Origin of the sequence: Sulfitobacter sp. (assembly GCF_036960155.1) — a bacterium.
In the GTDB taxonomy this organism is placed as follows: Bacteria; Pseudomonadota; Alphaproteobacteria; order Rhodobacterales; family Rhodobacteraceae; genus Sulfitobacter.
Map to the genome: position 1 here is coordinate 155,709 of NZ_JBALWB010000008.1, position 16,699 is coordinate 172,407.

At 52.0% G+C, this 16,699-nt stretch carries 16 protein-coding genes; 12 read left to right on the plus strand and 4 right to left on the minus strand.

The features are described from left to right. Window positions 1-48: 48 nt before the first annotated feature. The 9 genes from V7775_RS17055 (at window position 49) to hpaH (ending at window position 10,647) form a co-directional block, all read left to right on the plus strand. Complete coding sequence (locus V7775_RS17055; protein ID WP_335753116.1) at window positions 49-588, plus strand: tripartite tricarboxylate transporter TctB family protein; 540 nt, start codon at window positions 49-51, stop codon at window positions 586-588. 12 nt (window positions 589-600) lie between these two features. Next, window positions 601-2,118 (plus strand): tripartite tricarboxylate transporter permease, encoded by a 1,518-nt coding sequence (locus V7775_RS17060; RefSeq protein WP_335753117.1) that lies wholly within the window; start codon window positions 601-603, stop codon window positions 2,116-2,118. Window positions 2,119-2,124: 6 nt separating this feature from the next. Beyond that, window positions 2,125-3,609, plus strand: a complete 1,485-nt coding sequence (locus V7775_RS17065) for an aldehyde dehydrogenase (protein ID WP_335753118.1) — start codon at window positions 2,125-2,127, stop codon at window positions 3,607-3,609. A 24-nt stretch (window positions 3,610-3,633) separates the two neighbouring features. Then, complete coding sequence (locus V7775_RS17070) at window positions 3,634-4,866, plus strand: Tm-1-like ATP-binding domain-containing protein (protein WP_335753119.1); 1,233 nt, start codon at window positions 3,634-3,636, stop codon at window positions 4,864-4,866. Between the two features lie 158 nt (window positions 4,867-5,024). Further along, the gene (gene hpaE / locus V7775_RS17075; protein WP_335753120.1) at window positions 5,025-6,536 is read left to right on the plus strand and encodes a 5-carboxymethyl-2-hydroxymuconate semialdehyde dehydrogenase; all 1,512 of its coding nucleotides are present in this window, start codon (window positions 5,025-5,027) and stop codon (window positions 6,534-6,536) included. Then, the gene (gene hpaD / locus V7775_RS17080) at window positions 6,536-7,519 is read left to right on the plus strand and encodes a 3,4-dihydroxyphenylacetate 2,3-dioxygenase (protein WP_335753121.1); all 984 of its coding nucleotides are present in this window, start codon (window positions 6,536-6,538) and stop codon (window positions 7,517-7,519) included. Before hpaE ends, hpaD begins: the two co-directional genes overlap by 1 nt. A gap of 82 nt (window positions 7,520-7,601) precedes the next feature. Next, complete coding sequence (locus V7775_RS17085; RefSeq protein ID WP_335753122.1) at window positions 7,602-8,999, plus strand: pyridoxal phosphate-dependent decarboxylase family protein; 1,398 nt, start codon at window positions 7,602-7,604, stop codon at window positions 8,997-8,999. After that, on the plus strand, window positions 8,996-9,850 hold the full coding sequence (locus V7775_RS17090) for a fumarylacetoacetate hydrolase family protein (RefSeq protein WP_335753123.1): 855 nt from the start codon (window positions 8,996-8,998) through the stop codon (window positions 9,848-9,850). Before V7775_RS17085 ends, V7775_RS17090 begins: the two co-directional genes overlap by 4 nt. Next, complete coding sequence (gene hpaH, locus V7775_RS17095) at window positions 9,847-10,647, plus strand: 2-oxo-hept-4-ene-1,7-dioate hydratase (protein WP_335753124.1); 801 nt, start codon at window positions 9,847-9,849, stop codon at window positions 10,645-10,647. The genes V7775_RS17090 and hpaH overlap by 4 nt, the downstream gene beginning before the upstream one ends. A gap of 118 nt (window positions 10,648-10,765) precedes the next feature. On the opposite strand, the gene V7775_RS17100 is transcribed toward hpaH, so the two are convergent. From V7775_RS17100 to V7775_RS17110, 3 genes are all read right to left on the minus strand, one after another. Then, complete coding sequence (locus V7775_RS17100; protein ID WP_335753125.1) at window positions 10,766-11,716, minus strand: ADP-ribosylglycohydrolase family protein; 951 nt, start codon at window positions 11,714-11,716, stop codon at window positions 10,766-10,768. Between the two features lie 42 nt (window positions 11,717-11,758). Continuing rightward, the gene (locus V7775_RS17105) at window positions 11,759-12,328 is read right to left on the minus strand and encodes a TetR/AcrR family transcriptional regulator (protein ID WP_335753126.1); all 570 of its coding nucleotides are present in this window, start codon (window positions 12,326-12,328) and stop codon (window positions 11,759-11,761) included. A gap of 268 nt (window positions 12,329-12,596) precedes the next feature. After that, complete coding sequence (locus tag V7775_RS17110) at window positions 12,597-13,535, minus strand: pyridoxamine 5'-phosphate oxidase family protein (protein ID WP_335753127.1); 939 nt, start codon at window positions 13,533-13,535, stop codon at window positions 12,597-12,599. 168 nt (window positions 13,536-13,703) lie between these two features. Between V7775_RS17110 and V7775_RS17115 the strand changes: the two genes are divergently transcribed. The 3 genes from V7775_RS17115 (at window position 13,704) to V7775_RS17125 (ending at window position 15,467) form a co-directional block, all read left to right on the plus strand. Then, the gene (locus V7775_RS17115; RefSeq protein WP_335753128.1) at window positions 13,704-14,351 is read left to right on the plus strand and encodes a glutathione S-transferase family protein; all 648 of its coding nucleotides are present in this window, start codon (window positions 13,704-13,706) and stop codon (window positions 14,349-14,351) included. Continuing rightward, window positions 14,351-14,989 carry an MSMEG_1061 family FMN-dependent PPOX-type flavoprotein gene (locus tag V7775_RS17120; protein WP_335753129.1) on the plus strand — a complete coding sequence of 213 codons (639 nt, stop codon included), beginning with the start codon at window positions 14,351-14,353 and terminating at the stop codon, window positions 14,987-14,989. Before V7775_RS17115 ends, V7775_RS17120 begins: the two co-directional genes overlap by 1 nt. Window positions 14,990-15,104: 115 nt before the next feature. Further along, complete coding sequence (locus V7775_RS17125) at window positions 15,105-15,467, plus strand: VOC family protein (RefSeq protein ID WP_335753130.1); 363 nt, start codon at window positions 15,105-15,107, stop codon at window positions 15,465-15,467. Window positions 15,468-15,501: 34 nt separating this feature from the next. Here the strand turns inward: V7775_RS17125 and V7775_RS17130 are convergent, their stop codons facing one another. After that, entirely contained in the window at window positions 15,502-16,542 is a 1,041-nt protein-coding gene (locus V7775_RS17130; protein WP_335753131.1) for an NAD(P)H-dependent flavin oxidoreductase, read from the minus strand. Between the last annotated feature and the right edge of the window lie 157 nt (window positions 16,543-16,699).

Genomic DNA, 16,699 nt, shown 5'->3' on the forward strand with positions numbered 1-16,699 from the left:
GCGCGACATGTTTCGCGCGCTCTTTGCGATCATCAGGTGGGGCCTATAATGTCACGTGTCAAAACGCTTCAATCTCTTTTCAAACGGTACCGCCGCCCGGGTGATATCGTATTTGCATGGGTGCTTCTGATTGTCGCGGTGTTCCTGCTGTCTCAATTGTTTGAGCAAACCGCGTATAAATCTGGCGGAAAGCTGTTTTCTCAACCACGCTTTTGGCCTGCTGCTTCTCTTTCGCTAATGGCCTTGTTTGCAGCGCTTCACCTTTTAGGGTCGATGCTATCAGAACGTATCGACGGACGCTGGGCCGAGGTGTGGGTTTGGGTTTCATCGCTTGAATACGCTATTTGGTTTGTTGTATATGCGGCTATTGTCCCTATCACTGGCTACCTGCCCTCGACTGTTGTTTTTGCCGTTTTGCTTGCTTTGCGTGCAGGATATCGAAGCCGAATGGCTCTAAGTGCCGCAGCACTTAGCGCTTTAGGAATTGTTTTGATTTTCAAAACACTCCTGCAGGTCAAGCTGCCAGCGGGTCAGGTTTATGAATACCTGCCGGATGGCATCCGCCAAATCATGCTTACATATTTTTGATCGGATCAATTGATGGAAAATCTTATTGCTGGTGCCGAGATGTTGGCACGATGGGATGTGGTCCTTGCGTTGTTCGTAGGATCCATTGGCGGCGTAATCATTGGTGCCATTCCGGGTGTTGGGCCCGCAGTTGCAATTGCGATCTTGCTGCCCGCGACATTCTCGTTTGATCCAATTGTAGGTCTGACGATGCTGTTGGGCATCTATGGGTCGTCAATGTATGGCGGCGCTATACCCGCGATCTTGATCAATACACCGGGAACGGCGGTGAACGCCCTAACATCCTATGACGGGTATCCGATGACCCAAAGGGGAGAGGCGCACCGCGCAATTTCATTGGCTTATAGCGCGTCTTTTTGGGGCGGCATTTTCGGCATCTTATGCTTGATATTGCTCTCTCCGGTTTTAGCGTTGGTTGCGCCCATGTTTGGCAGCCGAGAGATTTTTCTAGCTGCAATGTTGGGGATCATATTGGTTGTCCTCGCACACCGCGGTCAGATATTTGCGGCTGGGCTGCTCGCAATGTTTGGCATCTTTCTGCAAACGGTTGGATTAGACGCTGTGACCTATACGCAGCGTTATACATTTGGCTACAGTTTCCTCAGTTCAGGGATAAACCTGATTGTTGTGGTCCTTGGCCTGTTCGCGCTTAGCCAAGCATTCTTTCTTCTCGGTGCGCCAGATTCCAGCCCAGATGCGAAACCCGTATCAGGCAAAATGAGCGCAGGCATAAAGGAGCTGATGAAGCACAAGCGTGTGGCCACAGTTTCCGCCAGCCTTGGTGTGATCCTTGGGATGATCCCGGGCACGGGTGAGTTTACCGCCCAATTCATGAGTTACACTTACGCGCAGAAATCCTCCAAAACACCGGATGAATTTGGCAAAGGTTCACCAGAGGGTTTGATTGCATCAGAAGCGGCCAACAACGCTGTACCTGCCGCTGCGATGATCCCCTTGCTGGCCCTTGGCATTCCAGGCGAGGCGTTGACTGCGATGATGCTGTCCGTATTTTATGTGCACAACGTTATCCCGGGGCCGCAACTTTTCCAGAATAATATCGATCTGGTCTATGGCCTGTATTTTGCGCTGATCCTGCTCAACATCATTGTATTTGTGTTTCTGCTTTTCTCTACAAATCTGATGACAAAGATCATCCGCGTTCCAACACGTTTCTTGGGCGTGATGATTTTGATCCTGTCTTTTGTTGGGGTGTATTCGCTGCGTAACTCACTAACCGATTGTATGATCTCTGCCGGCTTTGGTGTGCTGGGCCTGATCCTCAAACGTCTCAATCTACCTATAGTTCCAATTATTCTGGGTATGGTTTTGGGCGGTATTATGGAGGTAAAGCTGCGTGCTGCGATGCCACGCCTGAAAACACCGTTTGATATGATCGACCGGCCCATCGCCTTTATTTTGTTCACAATGATCTGCCTGATAGTGTTGCTGCATGTGCGTACGTTGATCAAAGAATGGCGCGCCCATCAGCCCGAAGAAGATCACGACATTCACGACACACAAACACGGTAGGATCCAATGGACCAAACCCAAATTGATACGCTGCGTGCACAAGATGTTGCGCCATTCACCCATCTGATTGACGGCAAAAAAGTTGCGGCATCGAACGGCAAAACCATGGATGTCCTGTCGCCAATTGACGGGCAGGTTTTGACGCAGGTTGCCAAAGGCACAGCGGCAGACATGGACGCTGCTGTTGCGGCTGCACGCGGCGCATTTGAAGATGGCCGTTGGTCAGGCCAAGGCCCGGCGGCGCGTAAAAAGGTTTTGATGAAATGGGCGGACCTGATTGATGCGCATGCGCTGGAACTGGCTGTACTGGGTGTGCGTGACAATGGAACCGAGATTGGCATGGCCATCAAGGCCGAACCGGGGTCTGCTTCAGGCACCATCCGCTATTACGCTGAAGCCTTGGATAAAGTGTACGGCGAAGTTGCACCAACCAACCCCGACATTCTAGGTATGATCCACAAAGAACCTGTTGGCGTTGTTGGGGCGATCATCCCGTGGAATTTCCCGATGATGATCGGTGCTTGGAAACTTGGTCCCGCGCTGGCGATGGGCAATTCGGTTGTGATGAAACCGTCCGAGACAGCATCGCTGTCTTTGCTGCGCATGGCCGAGCTGGCGCATGAAGCGGGTCTGCCTGACGGTGTGCTGAATGTCGTAACCGGTGAAGGTGCTGTGGTGGGTGAGGCATTGGCACTGTCCATGGACGTGGATGTTTTGGTGTTCACTGGGTCTGGCGGAACTGGCCGTCGCCTGATGGAATACTCGGCGCGTTCAAACATGAAGCGGGTCTATCTGGAGTTGGGTGGAAAATCCCCCAATATCATCTTTGCCGATGCGCCTTATTTGGATGAGGCGGCAAAGGTCGCTGCCATGGGTATTTTTCGCAATTCAGGGCAGGTCTGTGTTGCAGGTTCGCGCCTGCTGGTTGAGGCGTCAATCCACGATGAGTTTGTAGCCGCGGTTGTTAAAGCTGCTGAAGGACTTCGTGTCGGCGACCCACTGAGCCTTGATACTCATGTGGGTGCGATCAACTCTGAAACGCAACTGCTGCAGAACCTTGCCTTTGTAGAGACAGCTAAAACTGAGGGCGGTAGGGTTGTGACAGGTGGTCAACGCATTCTGGAAAACACCGGCGGATATTACATGGCACCAACAGTTGTTACGGATGTCACCCGCGATGCGACGATCGCCCAAAAGGAAGTATTTGGCCCAGTATTGGCAGTAACGGCATTTGATACGGACGCCGAGGCGATCAGCCTAGCAAATTCAACCATATACGGTTTGGCAGGCGCGGTCTGGACCTCAAATTTGTCGCGGGCACACGCGATGGTGCGTGCGGTAAAGACAGGTGTCATGCACGTAAATACATATGGCGGCGCGGATGGCACGGTGCCTTTGGGCGGCGTTGGCCAGTCTGGCAATGGTCATGACAAATCTCTTCACGCGCTCGACAAGTATGTGAACCTCAAGACCGCTTGGATCAAACTTTAAGATACTCAGATAAGGACACACCCCATGTCAGATAAAACCATTCTTGTGATCGGCACCTATGACACCAAGGACGACGAATTGGCGTTCCTTGCCGATGTGATCCGTGAACAGGGTGGCAATGTTGTGACAATGGATGTGTCTGTTCTGGGGGACCCGTCTAGCCCGACGGATTATTCTAAACATGATGTGGCCCAAGAGGGTGGCAGCAGTATCGAAGCAGCTATTGCCTCAGGTGATGAAAATAAGGCGATGCAAATTATGGCGGCGGGTGCTGGCTTGCTCACCGCGCGCCTATACGCGTCAGGAAAATTTGACGGCATGGTCGTGTTGGGCGGCACGATGGGCACTGATCTGGCGTTGGACGTGTGTTTGGCGCTGCCTCTGGGTGTGCCTAAATACATTGTCTCTACGGTCTCTTTCTCGCCGCTTATCCCAGCAGAACGGCTTGCTGCCGATACTCAGATGATCCTTTGGGCTGGCGGCCTGTATGGATTGAATTCTGTATGCAAAGCGTCGCTTAGTCAGGCAGGGGGCGCTGTTTTGGGTGCGGCGCGGGCCGTTGTCGCACCTGATCGGAAAAAACCACTGATTGGTATGACCTCACTTGGTAAATCGGCCCTAAGATACATGGTGACGCTCAAACCCGCCTTGGAAGAGCGCGGTTTCGAAGTGGCTGTGTTTCACGCAACTGGCATGGGCGGGCGCGCATTCGAAAGTCTTGCCGCCCAAGGGGCGTTTGCCTGTGTGTTTGATTTCTGTACCCAAGAGTTGGGCAATCACATCCACGGGTCTAACATTTCTGCTGGGGCAGGGCGACTGACCCATGCGGGCCTGAACGGAACACCGCAGCTGGTGGCACCGGGATGTTATGATCTGGTTGATATCGTAGGTTGGCAACCTGTACCCGAAAAGTGGGCGGATCACCCAAAGCACACGCACAATCGTTTGCTCACTTCTATTGTCATGAACCATGAAGAACGCAAAGAAATTGCACAGGCGCATAGCGCGCAATTGGCAACGGCTGCTGGGCCTATTGCACTGTTGTTGCCGAAAGACGGATTGGGTGAATGGGACCGGATAGGCGCCGATTTGCACGATGCCGAAGGCCTTGCCGTGTTTTTGGCTGAGCTGAAAGATACATTGCCCGATGGCGTTGCTGTTCATGAAGTCGCTGGTCACATCAACGATGAGATATTTGCAGCGACCGCTTTGAAGATATTTGATGGCTGGTGTGCTGAAGGGCTTGTTTCAGCCTAATAGCTCTTTCAAATTCCTGGTGCGATACATCCTTGTCTTAGTCGTTTAGCTTGACATGACAGGGAAATTTTAGTTAACGTATTAATCATTAACTTGTTAACGGTTCGGATGATTCCAAAACACCATCCGAACAGGATTTGACAGCTGAAGGAATTGGCATGGGCATACTCGAGGACAACATCACGAAACTGGACGGATATCTTGATCGTTTTCGTGAACGCGGTATCCAGAACCGGATTGATGGTAAGGATTGTGTAGGGGCAGGTGGCGTGTTCACCAACCGCTCTCCTGTGGACAAAAGCAAGATTTGCGATGTTGCACATGGGACAGCTGAAGACATCGATACGGCGGCACGTGCTGCTGCGGATGCCTTTGCAGGCTGGCGTGATATGCCCGCGGCGGCGCGCCGTAAAATCCTGCTCACCATTGCTGATGGGATCGAAGCGCGCGCCGAAGAGATCGCTTTGTGTGAGTGTTGGGATACCGGCCAAACCATGCGGTTCATGTCAAAAGCAGCCCTGCGCGGCGCCGAGAATTTCCGGTATTTCGCGGATCAGGCGATCAAAGCACGCGATGGGCAACACTTGCGATCGCCTACGTTGATGAATGTCACAACGCGTGTGCCAATTGGCCCTGTTGGGGTGATTACGCCGTGGAATACACCCTTTATGTTGTCCACGTGGAAAATCGCGCCGGCTTTGGCCGCCGGCTGTACGGTTGTTCACAAACCCGCCGAAGCGTCGCCACTGACCGCGCGTTTGCTGGTCGAAATCGCCGAAGAGGCAGGCCTGCCACCGGGCGTGTTGAACACAGTCAATGGCTTTGGCGAAGGTGCAGGCAAGGCGCTGTGCGAACATCCAGCAATCCGCGCTATCGCATTTGTAGGCGAAAGCCGCACAGGCAGCCTGATCACCAAGCAAGGTGCAGATACTCTTAAACGCAATCACTTAGAACTGGGTGGCAAAAACCCAGTAATCGTGTTTGAGGATGCTGATCTTGAACGCGCATTAGATGCTGTGATTTTCATGATCTATTCAATCAACGGCGAACGCTGCACATCCTCTTCTCGCCTATTGATCCAAGACACAATTCGTGAAGAATTTGAGGCCAAGCTGGTTGAACGTGTGAACAACATAAAAGTTGGCCACCCGTTGGACCCGTCCACCGAAATTGGCCCGCTTGTGACCGAGGAACACTATAACAAAGTAACCAGCTATTTTGACATCGCGCGCGAAGACGGCGCAACAATTGCTGCTGGCGGCGAAAAGGTTGGCGAAGAGGGTTATTTCATCCGCCCGACGCTGTTTACCAACGCAACGAACGACATGCGCATCGCCCAAGAAGAGATTTTTGGACCTGTCCTCACGTCTATCCCCTTCGCTACCGAGGAAGAGGCGCTGAGCATGGCAAATGATACGCCTTATGGCCTCACGGGGTATCTGTGGACCAATGATCTGACCCGTGCCTTGCGCTTTACCGATAAGCTTGAAGCGGGGATGATCTGGGTGAATTCGGAAAATGTGCGCCATCTGCCCACCCCGTTTGGCGGCGTCAAGGCCAGCGGCATTGGCCGCGATGGCGGCGATTGGTCGTTCGAGTTTTACATGGAGCAAAAGCACATCGGTTTTGCGACCGGACAGCATAAAATCACAAAATTGGGAGCCCTCTGATGCCCGTACCTGCGCCAAATCTTTACCCCGATTTCAACACCATTCGTCTCTCGCACGCGTGTCTCAATGTCAAAGACCTTGTGGTCTCCAAAAAATTCTACACCGAGATTTTGGGCCTCCAAGTCACTGACGAAAGCGACACGCATATTTATTTGCGTGCCATGGAAGAGCGCGGCCATCACTGCATCATCCTGCAAAAATCTGACCAGCCGGGTACGGTTGAGGTTATGGGATTTAAAACCTTTGATGAAGATGATTTAGACAAGGCCGAAGCATACTTTAACGCCAAGGGCCGCCCGACATCTTGGGTTGATCGACCTTATCAGGGCCGAACATTGCTGACCTCGGATAACATCGGCATCCCTTTGGAATTTTACCACAAGATGGACCGCCTCGCACCGATTCATCAGCAGTACGCGTTGTATCGTGGGGTAAAGCCACTGCGCATTGATCACTTTAATTGCTTCTCGCCGGACGTTGATGCATCGGTTGCGTTCTATAGCGATTTTGGGTTTCGCGTGACGGAATACACTGAGGACGAAGACAGTAAAAAGCTGTGGGCGGCATGGATGCACCGCAAGGGCGGCGTGCATGACATGGCGTTTACGAACGGTACTGGCCCACGCATGCACCATGTTGCGTTCTGGGTGCCAACACCGCTGAACATCATTGATTTGCTCGATCTGATGGCGACAACAGGATATGTTGATAATATCGAACGCGGCCCGGGCCGCCACGGCATATCCAACGCATTCTTCCTCTATGTTCTTGACCCTGATGGCCACCGGATTGAAATCTACTGCTCTGATTATCAGACTGTTGATCCAGATCTGGAACCGATCAAATGGGATTTGCAAGATCCACAACGTCAAACGCTTTGGGGTGCGGCAGCACCGCGCAGTTGGTTTGAACATGGTTCAACGTTTGTAGATATCGAAACACGCGATAGCGAGATTGCTGCCAGTCCGATCATTGCGCCGTGACTAAGCTGAGTTTGATGCTGTGCCTTGGGCCAGTAGACTTCAATAAAGTATATCTGCGTACTATCAATCTGGAGGTTCACTGATGGAGTGGAACGAATTTGCCCATTGGGGTAAGCACATTGCCGACTGGGGCGCGGATTATCACAAAAATATGCGTGACCTACCCGTACGTGCCCAGACGGCACCAGGTGATATTGCGATGCAGCTGCCCGCAACGCCGCCAGACAATGCCGAAGCAATGGAAACCATTATGGCCGATTTCGAGGCCATCGTTATGCCTGGGATGACCCATTGGCAGCATCCCCGTTTCTTTGCGTATTTTCCCGCGAACGCGGCCCCAGCTTCGATGTTGGCAGAGATGTTAGTAACAACAATGGCAGCACAGTGCATGCTATGGCAAACGTCCCCCGCCGCAACAGAGGTTGAAGGGGTGATGATCGATTGGTTGCGCCAAGCATTAGGGCTTGCCGATGGATTTACAGGCGTGATCCAAGACAGTGCGTCATCAGCGACGTTATCCGCGGTTCTGACAATGCGGGAACGCGCGACAGGGTACACTGGCAATCGCGATGGGATTTCGGATAAAGGGCATCTGCGCGTTTACTGCTCAGATCAGGTGCATTCATCTATTGACCGCGCGTGCTGGGTATCGGGCATTGGGCAAGCGAACCTGATTAAAATCCCAACACAAGGTTCAAGGCATGCGATGGACGTTCAGGCGCTAAAAACAGCGATTGCAGCAGACCGCGCGGCGGGACACACCCCTGCGGGGATCATTGCGGTTACAGGCGGCACGGGTGTTGGTGCCTGCGATACGTTGGGCCCGCTGTTGGATGTAGCCAAGGCAGAGGATTTGTACACGCACCTAGATGCTGCATGGGCAGGCTCCGCTATGATTTGCCCTGAATTCCAGCAAGATTTTTGGGCTGATGTGGACGGTTTTGATAGTATTGTTTTCAACCCGCACAAATGGCTCGGTGCGCAATTTGATTGCTCGGTTCAATTTCTGAGGGACGCTACACCGCAGCTCAACACGTTGAAGATTGAACCAGAATACCTCAAGACGTCGGGTGAAAGCGTCACGAACTATTCCGAGTGGACGATCCCATTGGGCCGCAGGTTTCGCGCGCTCAAGATTTGGTTCTTGCTGCGATCCTACGGTCTGGAAGGGCTGCGTACACGCATTCGAAATCACGTTAAATGGGCCCATGAACTCTGCGAGATGTTGCGCGGGCTTGATGGGTTTGAAATCGTGACCGAACCAATCCTAAGCCTGTTTTCCTTCCGCTGTCCGGGGAGTGATGCCGATCAACAAAAACTGGTTGATGCGCTGAATGATGATGGGCGTATTTACGTAACACAGGGCATGTTTGGCGATCGCAAGGTCATCCGGTTCCAAGTGGGGCAGTTCGATACAACGCGTGATGACGTGATGATGGCGTACACCGTTATCAAAGAGATTTGGGAGCAAGGCATATGAAATTCGCAACTTATTCGGTTGATGGGCAAACATACTATGGAGCCGTAACCGACAAGGGTATGATTGCCCTGAATACTGATTTTCCACAGTGGCCTACGCTTCTGGATGCTGTGCAAGCGGATGGTTTGGCAGCGCTTGGACAAGCTGCAGATGGCAAACCAGTGAGCCATCAAGAGTATCAGTTTGAAATGGTGCTGCCCAACGCGCCTCGCATTTTGTGCGTAGGTGTGAATTTCCCAGACCGGAACGCAGAATACAAAGACGGATCAGAACAGCCAAAATACATGTCTTTGTTCCCTCGTTTCGCAAGTGGCTTCACGGGCCATGACAGGCCGCTCATTCGTCCCCCCGAAAATGAGACGCTCGATTATGAGGGTGAGGTCGCAATCGTTATTGGCAAATCGGGCCGCCGGATTTCCCAAGACGACGCCTATGATCACATTGCCGCACTCACGCTGTGCAATGAGGGTACAATCCGCGATTGGGTTCGTCATGCAAAGTTTAACGTCACACAAGGTAAAAACTGGGATTGTTCCGGTGCGATTGGGCCGTGGTTGGTGCCGTTTACAGATGCCAAGCAACTAGATGATGCCCGCATAATCACCCGCGTAAACGGCGAGGTGCGTCAGGATGATGTGCTGTCGCGTATGATGCATCCAATCCGCCGCGAGATTGAATATATTTCAACGTTTATGACGCTCCAACCGGGTGATATCATCGTCACGGGCACGCCGACCGGATCGGGCGCGCGCCTTGATCCGCCGCAATACCTCAAGCCCGGTGATGTGGTTGAGGTCGAAGTGAACGGTATTGGTGTGTTGCGCAATACTGTGGAGGACGAAGTGGTATGACCCCCCAAGAGCATGCACAGGCTGCGACCGATCTGCTAGAGGCGGAAAAGGCAGGAACCCAGATCAGCCTGCTAAGTCTACGCCACCCTGAAATAGGGATGGATGACGCATATGCGATTCAGAATGAAATCTATCGCGCCAAAATTGCGCAAGGGCGCAAGGTGATCGGTTGGAAAATCGGTCTCACCTCCAAGGCGATGCAATCCGCGCTCAACATCGACATCCCTGATAGCGGCATCCTGTTTGATGATATGCTGTTTGCGCACGGAGCAGTTGTTCCTGCTGGGTGCTTCATTCAGCCTCGGATTGAGGCCGAGATAGCCTTTGTTCTCAAAACTTCTTTGGGTGGTGCGAACGTTACGCGTGATGACGTTCTAGCGGCCACTGATTTCGTGGCTCCGTCGATCGAAATTCTGGATACCCGCATTCAACGCGTGGATGCCAAGACAGGCCAGACACGTAAAGTATTTGATACGATCAGTGACAACGCTGCGAATGCTGGCATCGTATTGGGGCCGCAACGTCACGCCGTTGATGCAGTTGATCTGCGGTGGGTTGGTGCCATTACTTCGCGTAATGGCGAGGTCGAAGAGACGGGCCTTGGCGCTGGCGTGCTGAATGATCCAGTCCAAAGCGTGGTTTGGTTGGCGCAGCGCATGGCGCAATATGGTCAAAGCATTGAGCCGGGGCAGATCATCCTTTCGGGTAGCTTTATCAGGCCAATTGAATGCCCCTCAGGTGCGGAAATTCATGCTGACTTTGGCTCCTTTGGTGAGGTCGAAATTTCATTTCAATAACGGACAGTCGCCTTAAGACGAAACAAGCACACGCCTACTAATGATGTCACTCACCCTTTGGGCAATGGTGCCTATGTTCGCAGTAAGAACCTGCCGTATCCAGCAGGTTTAGGTTTTGTTAGTTGGCGCCTAGAGTTTCACATTCATTCCATATCTCTGCACCGTCTTCCAACTGAAGCACCCACGAAAGTGGAACACCTGTTAGTGTTGCGATGCCGTGTACGCGCGCCATGATTGCACCGATCATAATCGATCGACCGGCGCTATCTCCGCCTGCTAAAATATTGGCTTCAATGGCGGTTTGGTACGTGGTGCTGTGTTTGAGGATGTGGAACATAACCGGACCAGCAGCAGGCAAGCTGCATGCGCGTCCCATGAGGCCGTTTATGCCCGCAAAAATTGTTGAATCCGTTTCTTGTGTTTCAAGCGCTGCCAATAGATCGGCCTTTATGGCCTCATCTGCATTGAGGGCGGCAGCGACGAGGGCGGCGCTTAAAGGTTCATCTTGCATTACGCGAGATAAGACATCTGCGAATACATCGCTGTAAGCGGCGGCAACACTATTGACGTTTGTGACCTGCATTGAGGCTCTTATCATGTCTAACAGGTTTGCTTTGCCGTGGTAGGCGACAAGAATTGCAGGTAGCCGCGCAAGGGCTGGTGTTTGATTATCGTCAATTCCCGACGGATCTGTCTGTGCAGCAATGTTTACCAATGCACCCAGTGTAGGGTGGTCCATGAACCCTTGATAGGCTCCGCCTGCGCCAAAAAAGGCGACGAATGCGGATTGGTAGGCGGGGATATCAAAGGCCCCATCATTTGCATTCATGGATTGGATCACAAGCCGCAAGACCTCGCCAATTTGGGTGAACATACCGTTATGGCGCGCGCTGTGCGCAAATGTTTTTACGCCGTCAAAGTTTTTGGCATCAACTGGCGTGAATGCGCATTGTCCGTTTTGGCGCGCCGTTATCTCGGCAATTCTGTCGACGTTATAAATCCAATGTAGACCAAGGCTGGCGGCATCTGCCACAAGGGCACCAATAAGTAATTCAGCATTCTGGGTCATATTAGGTCCTTTGGTAAAGTGAGAGACTTATAAGGCCCTGTATCAGTTTTTTATGCGTTGCTTCAAAAGCTGCATAGCTTTGTCAAAAAGGACCGGATCTTCCTGTGTCCGCGCGGCGAGCTGCGCACCTTCCAACAAGGGAAGGGTCGCAGCAGCTTCAATTGCGGGGTCTAGGACGCCAGTGATTGATCCATCACCTTGCCCTGTTCGGAATGCGGCTTCGAGCCAATCCATCATCATGATGCGAAAGCGGCGAATGAGGTCAGCTACTTCGGGTGGTAAGCTGTCGCGGCTGGTTGTGAAGGTTACACATAAACATAGGCTTTTGCCGCCATTGATGCCCGCACGGTAGTTGCCGATGATCGCATCTAAGTGCGCTCCGCCTGTCCTGGGATTGGCGTCAAATTCTGCGCGCACGGCCTCAAATTTAGCAAGGTAGCGCTGCATCAGCGCGACCGATAAGTTCGCTTTGGATGGGAAATGGTGATGGATACTGGCCTTTCGGATACCGACATCCTCTGCCAGATCGGCATAGCTAAACCCGTCAAAACCAAGGGTTCGTGCGGCGCGCTCGGCTGAATCCAAGAGTGCTGTTTTGGTGTCGATCGCCATTACAAAGTGCTCCGTTTAACGCCCTAATGGCCAATGTATGTATTCGGCGGCTTGATATGCCGCAAGTGGTGAGTACTGTTCCAGTTTTTGCGCTGTTAATGTCTGCGTTGGCATTCAACGGGTGATCATCTGGCGGGCATTGCCGCAATCCTAGGCAAAGGGTTTCTTTGGTTTCGACCAATGAGCCACCAATCGCAAACAATTCGGCTCACTGGAACTTCTCACCTCGAGCAGCCTACCAACAGGTAGGTTACGTGGCAAGGGTTGTTTAGTCTGGGTGGATCGCGGGATTGCGGTCAGAATATTGTCCAAAGGTGAAACGCATGGGCAAAGCACCTTCAGCACGTGTGACGGATTCAACGGTGATGCGCAGGCCACGTCCCATCAAAGGTAGTTCACCGTTGTTCAGGTCTTCTACCAAAACTGCAGTGCCTTTGATGTTGAGCAGCGTACCCGTTTCAAAATCGACAAACTGTAAACCGACACGCTTATCCGTCACGATATTACCGAATGTGTTGTAAAAGCTGTTTCCCTTGTAGTCTGGGAACTGGATCGTGGTGTCGTCCAAGACCGATACAAAGCCGGGCATGCCACCGCGATGGTTAATGTCGACCCCGGCGCGTGGATCATCGCCCAGCTGTGCGGCGCGCGACGCGATCAACAAAGTATCGGCGTTCATGATCTGCTCTTTGTCGATATCCTGTAAGGTTGAGGTGACTACGGAGGGAGAAGGGTGCGTTGACGCCTCAGATGTTTTGGTCCTGACCTGAATGTATTTAGGACAGTTTCCGTAGCTCTGATCAACACGCAGAGACAGATGACCGCTGTCAGCGGCAGTGATCGTCGCGTTGAGCCGGTTGCGGCGTTGCGTCTCAAATTCGATACCGACAACGCTGACTTTGGCACCCTCAGCGAGATGCAGATCGGTAGGTTCACCAGCAAGAGGGCGGGATGAGATGTTTAACGTTTTATCATCCTTAGAGGTCATGAATCCGGCTGGTCCAACGCGCATCATAGCCCAAGGATGTCCTGCGCTGTCTACGGCGCCGATATGAACCGACGATAGGCCCGCAAAAAAATCGCGATGTTGATCGGGCATGTGATCACGGATCATTCGCAGGCCAAGTTGATGCTGGCGCTCACCGATCCCCAATTTTTCATGCAAGCTCTGTTCGCCTGCGTGGAAAACTCCGATTTGTTCTGGCATTCTTGTCATCCTTGTGAACATTCTAGAAATCTGCCTTCCAATAGGTAGGGTAAGTGGTATGTGATGTCGGAGACTATGAACACAAGGGTATCGTGCTCACGTTTCCTTGATTGAAATGGAACATCAGGTATTTTTGCCTATCTTGTGGTTGCACTAAGGGATGATCGAATGAAGTTTTATGATAGCTTGGGTTTGCCAAATCCTGACCGTGTGCGGATTGCATTGGCCGAAAAAGGGGTGCTCGATCAAGTTGAGATCATTCAGGTCAATCTTTGGGAGGGCGAACACCGTACTGCAGCCTTTAAGGCCAAAAACCCAAGTGTGACTGTACCGCTGCTGGAATTGGATGACGGCACTGCCTTGTCCGAGACGACAGCGATCACTGAGTACATTGATCACACTTTTGAGGGCATTCCGTTAACAGGTCGCGGAGCAAAAGAGCGCGCAGTGGTGCACATGATGCAACGGCGGGGCGAACAAAAGATCGTTGATGCAATAGGGACCTATTTTCATCACGCGACCCTGGGCTTTGGGCCAGAGATTGAACTGAACCAAAACAAAGCATGGGGTGACGCACATCTGCAAAAGACCCTGGATGGGATGGCCTATTTTGATGCGGTGCTGCGCGACCAGCGCCATATCGCGGGTGCGAATTATTCGATGGCTGACATCACTGTTTTTACGGGTCTTAATTTTTCCGAAACATACCCCAAGGTTATGGTGCCCCAAGGGCTCACCGCTTTGAACGAGTGGCGCGCGTGCATCGGCGCCCGAGCAAGTTGTGCGTTTGTACCAGAGACGATGAAGGGACGCTGATGAGTAATCCAATTCGCCCAGAATACCTGATCAAAGACATCCCCGAATTCCGCGAGCGGCATGGGGACACAACGGAGTCTATCTATGATAAATCGGCCCCGTTTTTGAGCGAGCCAATGCAAGACTTTGTGCGATTATCGCCGTTTTGCGTCGTCTCGTCTCAAGATACCCAAGGGTGCACCGACATATCGCCGCGCGGTGATCCGGCAGGCTTTGTTGAGATTGTTACACCAAAGTATCTGTTGATCCCTGATCGACCAGGCAATCAGCGGTTTGACACGTTTCGCAATATTCTGGTCAATCCACCGGTTTCGGTTCTGTTTATGATACCGGGTGTTTTTGATACCCTGCGGGTTAATGGGCGCGGATTTGCAACACGCGATCCTGAATTATTAGCGCGATGCGCGATCAAAGACCGGGTGCCACCTGTCGGGCTTTTGATCGAAATTCAAGAAGCCTATGGACATTGTTCAAAAGCGATCCGTCGGTCAGGCCTTTGGGATCCGGAAACGCAGATAGATCGAAAAACGGCTCCTAGTTTGGGCGATATGATGTCTGCCCATCTAAACTATTCGCAAGAGTTTTTGGATGATATGGAAGGCCGGATCGATAGGGATATCCGAACCAATATGTACTAGACGATCAGCGCGCTTTTCATGAGATAACAATCTGGTGAGGAGGGTGGTTTTCCTTGCCCTCTGCCAGCCAACCATCTAGTAGGTTGGTAAGAAAAATCAAACTAAAGGAAAGCCCATGATTGGTTACTCAACGATCGGTGTAAAAGACATCGAACAAGCGAAAAAATTCTACACCGAATTGTTTGACGCAACGGTTCAGGTCGACATTGGTCGTTTGGCGATGATCGGTAAATCAATCGAGCAGCCAATGGTTGCGGTTTGCCAGCCTTTTGACGGAAACGAGCCATCATGTGGCAACGGTGCGATGATCGCATTTGCAGCGTCTTCAAAAGAAGAAGTTAACGCGATGCACGCTAAGGCAATCGAACTCGGCGCGACAACCGAGGGCGACCCCGGTCAGCGCATCGACGACGTCTTTTATGGTGCTTATGTGCGTGATCTAGATGGCAACAAGCTAGCGTTCTATATCTTTGGATAAGCGATCTGGGCCGTTCATTTGGACGGCCCATTTTCTATGAGTTATCAAAACCCGTCGCAAGCTCATCCACGACGTCTGCGGCGGGTTTTTCTTGACCAATTTCCCAGTTCTGTCCCGCCCACATTGCGTCAAAGTCATCGGATCCTTTGGTAGCAGTTTTGAGGTGTGTTATGGCGGATATGGCCAAAGGAAAAGTTTGGACGTTTGGGTTCATCGGACCCAGTTCTTGGACTAATTTAGTAACAAAACCGCGTGCAGGACGGCCCGTGAAAACGTTTGTAATCGCCGTTTCTTGCACGCCTTGACCATCAAGAAGCGCGCGGTGGCGTGACGGGATCGTGGATTCCGGTGTTTTCAAGAACCGCGTCCCAATTTGCACCCCGATCGCACCTGCCTGCATCGCCGCTCGAATGGTTTTGTCGTCCGCAATGCCGCCAGCGGCGATGATTGGGATGTTCAGCGCTACAACACATCGGGTGACCAATTCGATCATGGGCAGTGGTGTAATGTTTTCGGTTGGTAAAAAGACACCTTGATGACCACCCGCTTCGCAGCCTTGCGCGATGACGGCGTCGCATCCTTGTTCCTCAAGATACAGAGCTTCTTTGAGGGTCGTGGCGGAGGCGATGATCTTTGATCCCGTTGCGCGAATGCGGTCTACAAAATCTTTTGGAGGCATGCCGAAATGAAAGCTCACGACTTCTGGCTTGATTGCGCAGATGATATCGACTGTCTCCGCGTCAATTGCATAAAGCGCAACATCAGTTGGATAGTCGAATCCCAGCGCATTTTCGGTGTAGTGGCGGCTCAGTTCTTTCTGCCAGACCGCCTCGCGCTGCGCATCACGTGGGGCAACGGCATGACAAAAGAAATTTAAGTTAAGGGGACCTGACGATTGGTCTCGAAATTGCCTCGCGGACGTAGAAATCTCGTTAAGTTCTAGCCGGGCACATGCGATTGATCCAATGCCACCTTTTTGCGCAATGGCAATGGCAAGCTTCTCATCTTGTGCACCTGCCATCGGTGCTTGGATGAGGGGTATGGTTGCGCCAATGTCTTCGAAAAATGAATGCATGTCCGTGATGTCCCATTTGCAATTTAGTTTAGTTTAAACATCTGGGGGGAAGATGCAAAACTGCGTATGAGGTACACTTGGGGTTCAGATGGTTTAGCCGGAAAAGGGCGCGAACTATTTGCGGTATTCATGAATGCCCGATCGAATTTGTTCACCA

Excerpts from the sequence above, each read along its gene's own strand:
- V7775_RS17115 (WP_335753128.1), top strand. The coding sequence starts at position 13,704 with ATGAAGTTTTATGATAGCTTGGGTTTGCCAAATCCTGACCGTGTGCGG.
- V7775_RS17100 (WP_335753125.1), bottom strand. The coding sequence starts at position 11,716 with ATGACCCAGAATGCTGAATTACTTATTGGTGCCCTTGTGGCAGATGCC.
- V7775_RS17105 (WP_335753126.1), bottom strand. The coding sequence starts at position 12,328 with ATGGCGATCGACACCAAAACAGCACTCTTGGATTCAGCCGAGCGCGCC.
- V7775_RS17110 (WP_335753127.1), bottom strand. The coding sequence starts at position 13,535 with ATGCCAGAACAAATCGGAGTTTTCCACGCAGGCGAACAGAGCTTGCAT.
- V7775_RS17090 (WP_335753123.1), top strand. The coding sequence starts at position 8,996 with ATGAAATTCGCAACTTATTCGGTTGATGGGCAAACATACTATGGAGCC.
- V7775_RS17070 (WP_335753119.1), top strand. The coding sequence starts at position 3,634 with ATGTCAGATAAAACCATTCTTGTGATCGGCACCTATGACACCAAGGAC.
- V7775_RS17055 (WP_335753116.1), top strand. The coding sequence starts at position 49 with ATGTCACGTGTCAAAACGCTTCAATCTCTTTTCAAACGGTACCGCCGC.
- hpaH (WP_335753124.1), top strand. The coding sequence starts at position 9,847 with ATGACCCCCCAAGAGCATGCACAGGCTGCGACCGATCTGCTAGAGGCG.
- V7775_RS17060 (WP_335753117.1), top strand. The coding sequence starts at position 601 with ATGGAAAATCTTATTGCTGGTGCCGAGATGTTGGCACGATGGGATGTG.
- V7775_RS17065 (WP_335753118.1), top strand. The coding sequence starts at position 2,125 with ATGGACCAAACCCAAATTGATACGCTGCGTGCACAAGATGTTGCGCCA.
- hpaD (WP_335753121.1), top strand. The coding sequence starts at position 6,536 with ATGCCCGTACCTGCGCCAAATCTTTACCCCGATTTCAACACCATTCGT.
- V7775_RS17125 (WP_335753130.1), top strand. The coding sequence starts at position 15,105 with ATGATTGGTTACTCAACGATCGGTGTAAAAGACATCGAACAAGCGAAA.
- V7775_RS17085 (WP_335753122.1), top strand. The coding sequence starts at position 7,602 with ATGGAGTGGAACGAATTTGCCCATTGGGGTAAGCACATTGCCGACTGG.
- hpaE (WP_335753120.1), top strand. The coding sequence starts at position 5,025 with ATGGGCATACTCGAGGACAACATCACGAAACTGGACGGATATCTTGAT.
- V7775_RS17130 (WP_335753131.1), bottom strand. The coding sequence starts at position 16,542 with ATGCATTCATTTTTCGAAGACATTGGCGCAACCATACCCCTCATCCAA.
- V7775_RS17120 (WP_335753129.1), top strand. The coding sequence starts at position 14,351 with ATGAGTAATCCAATTCGCCCAGAATACCTGATCAAAGACATCCCCGAA.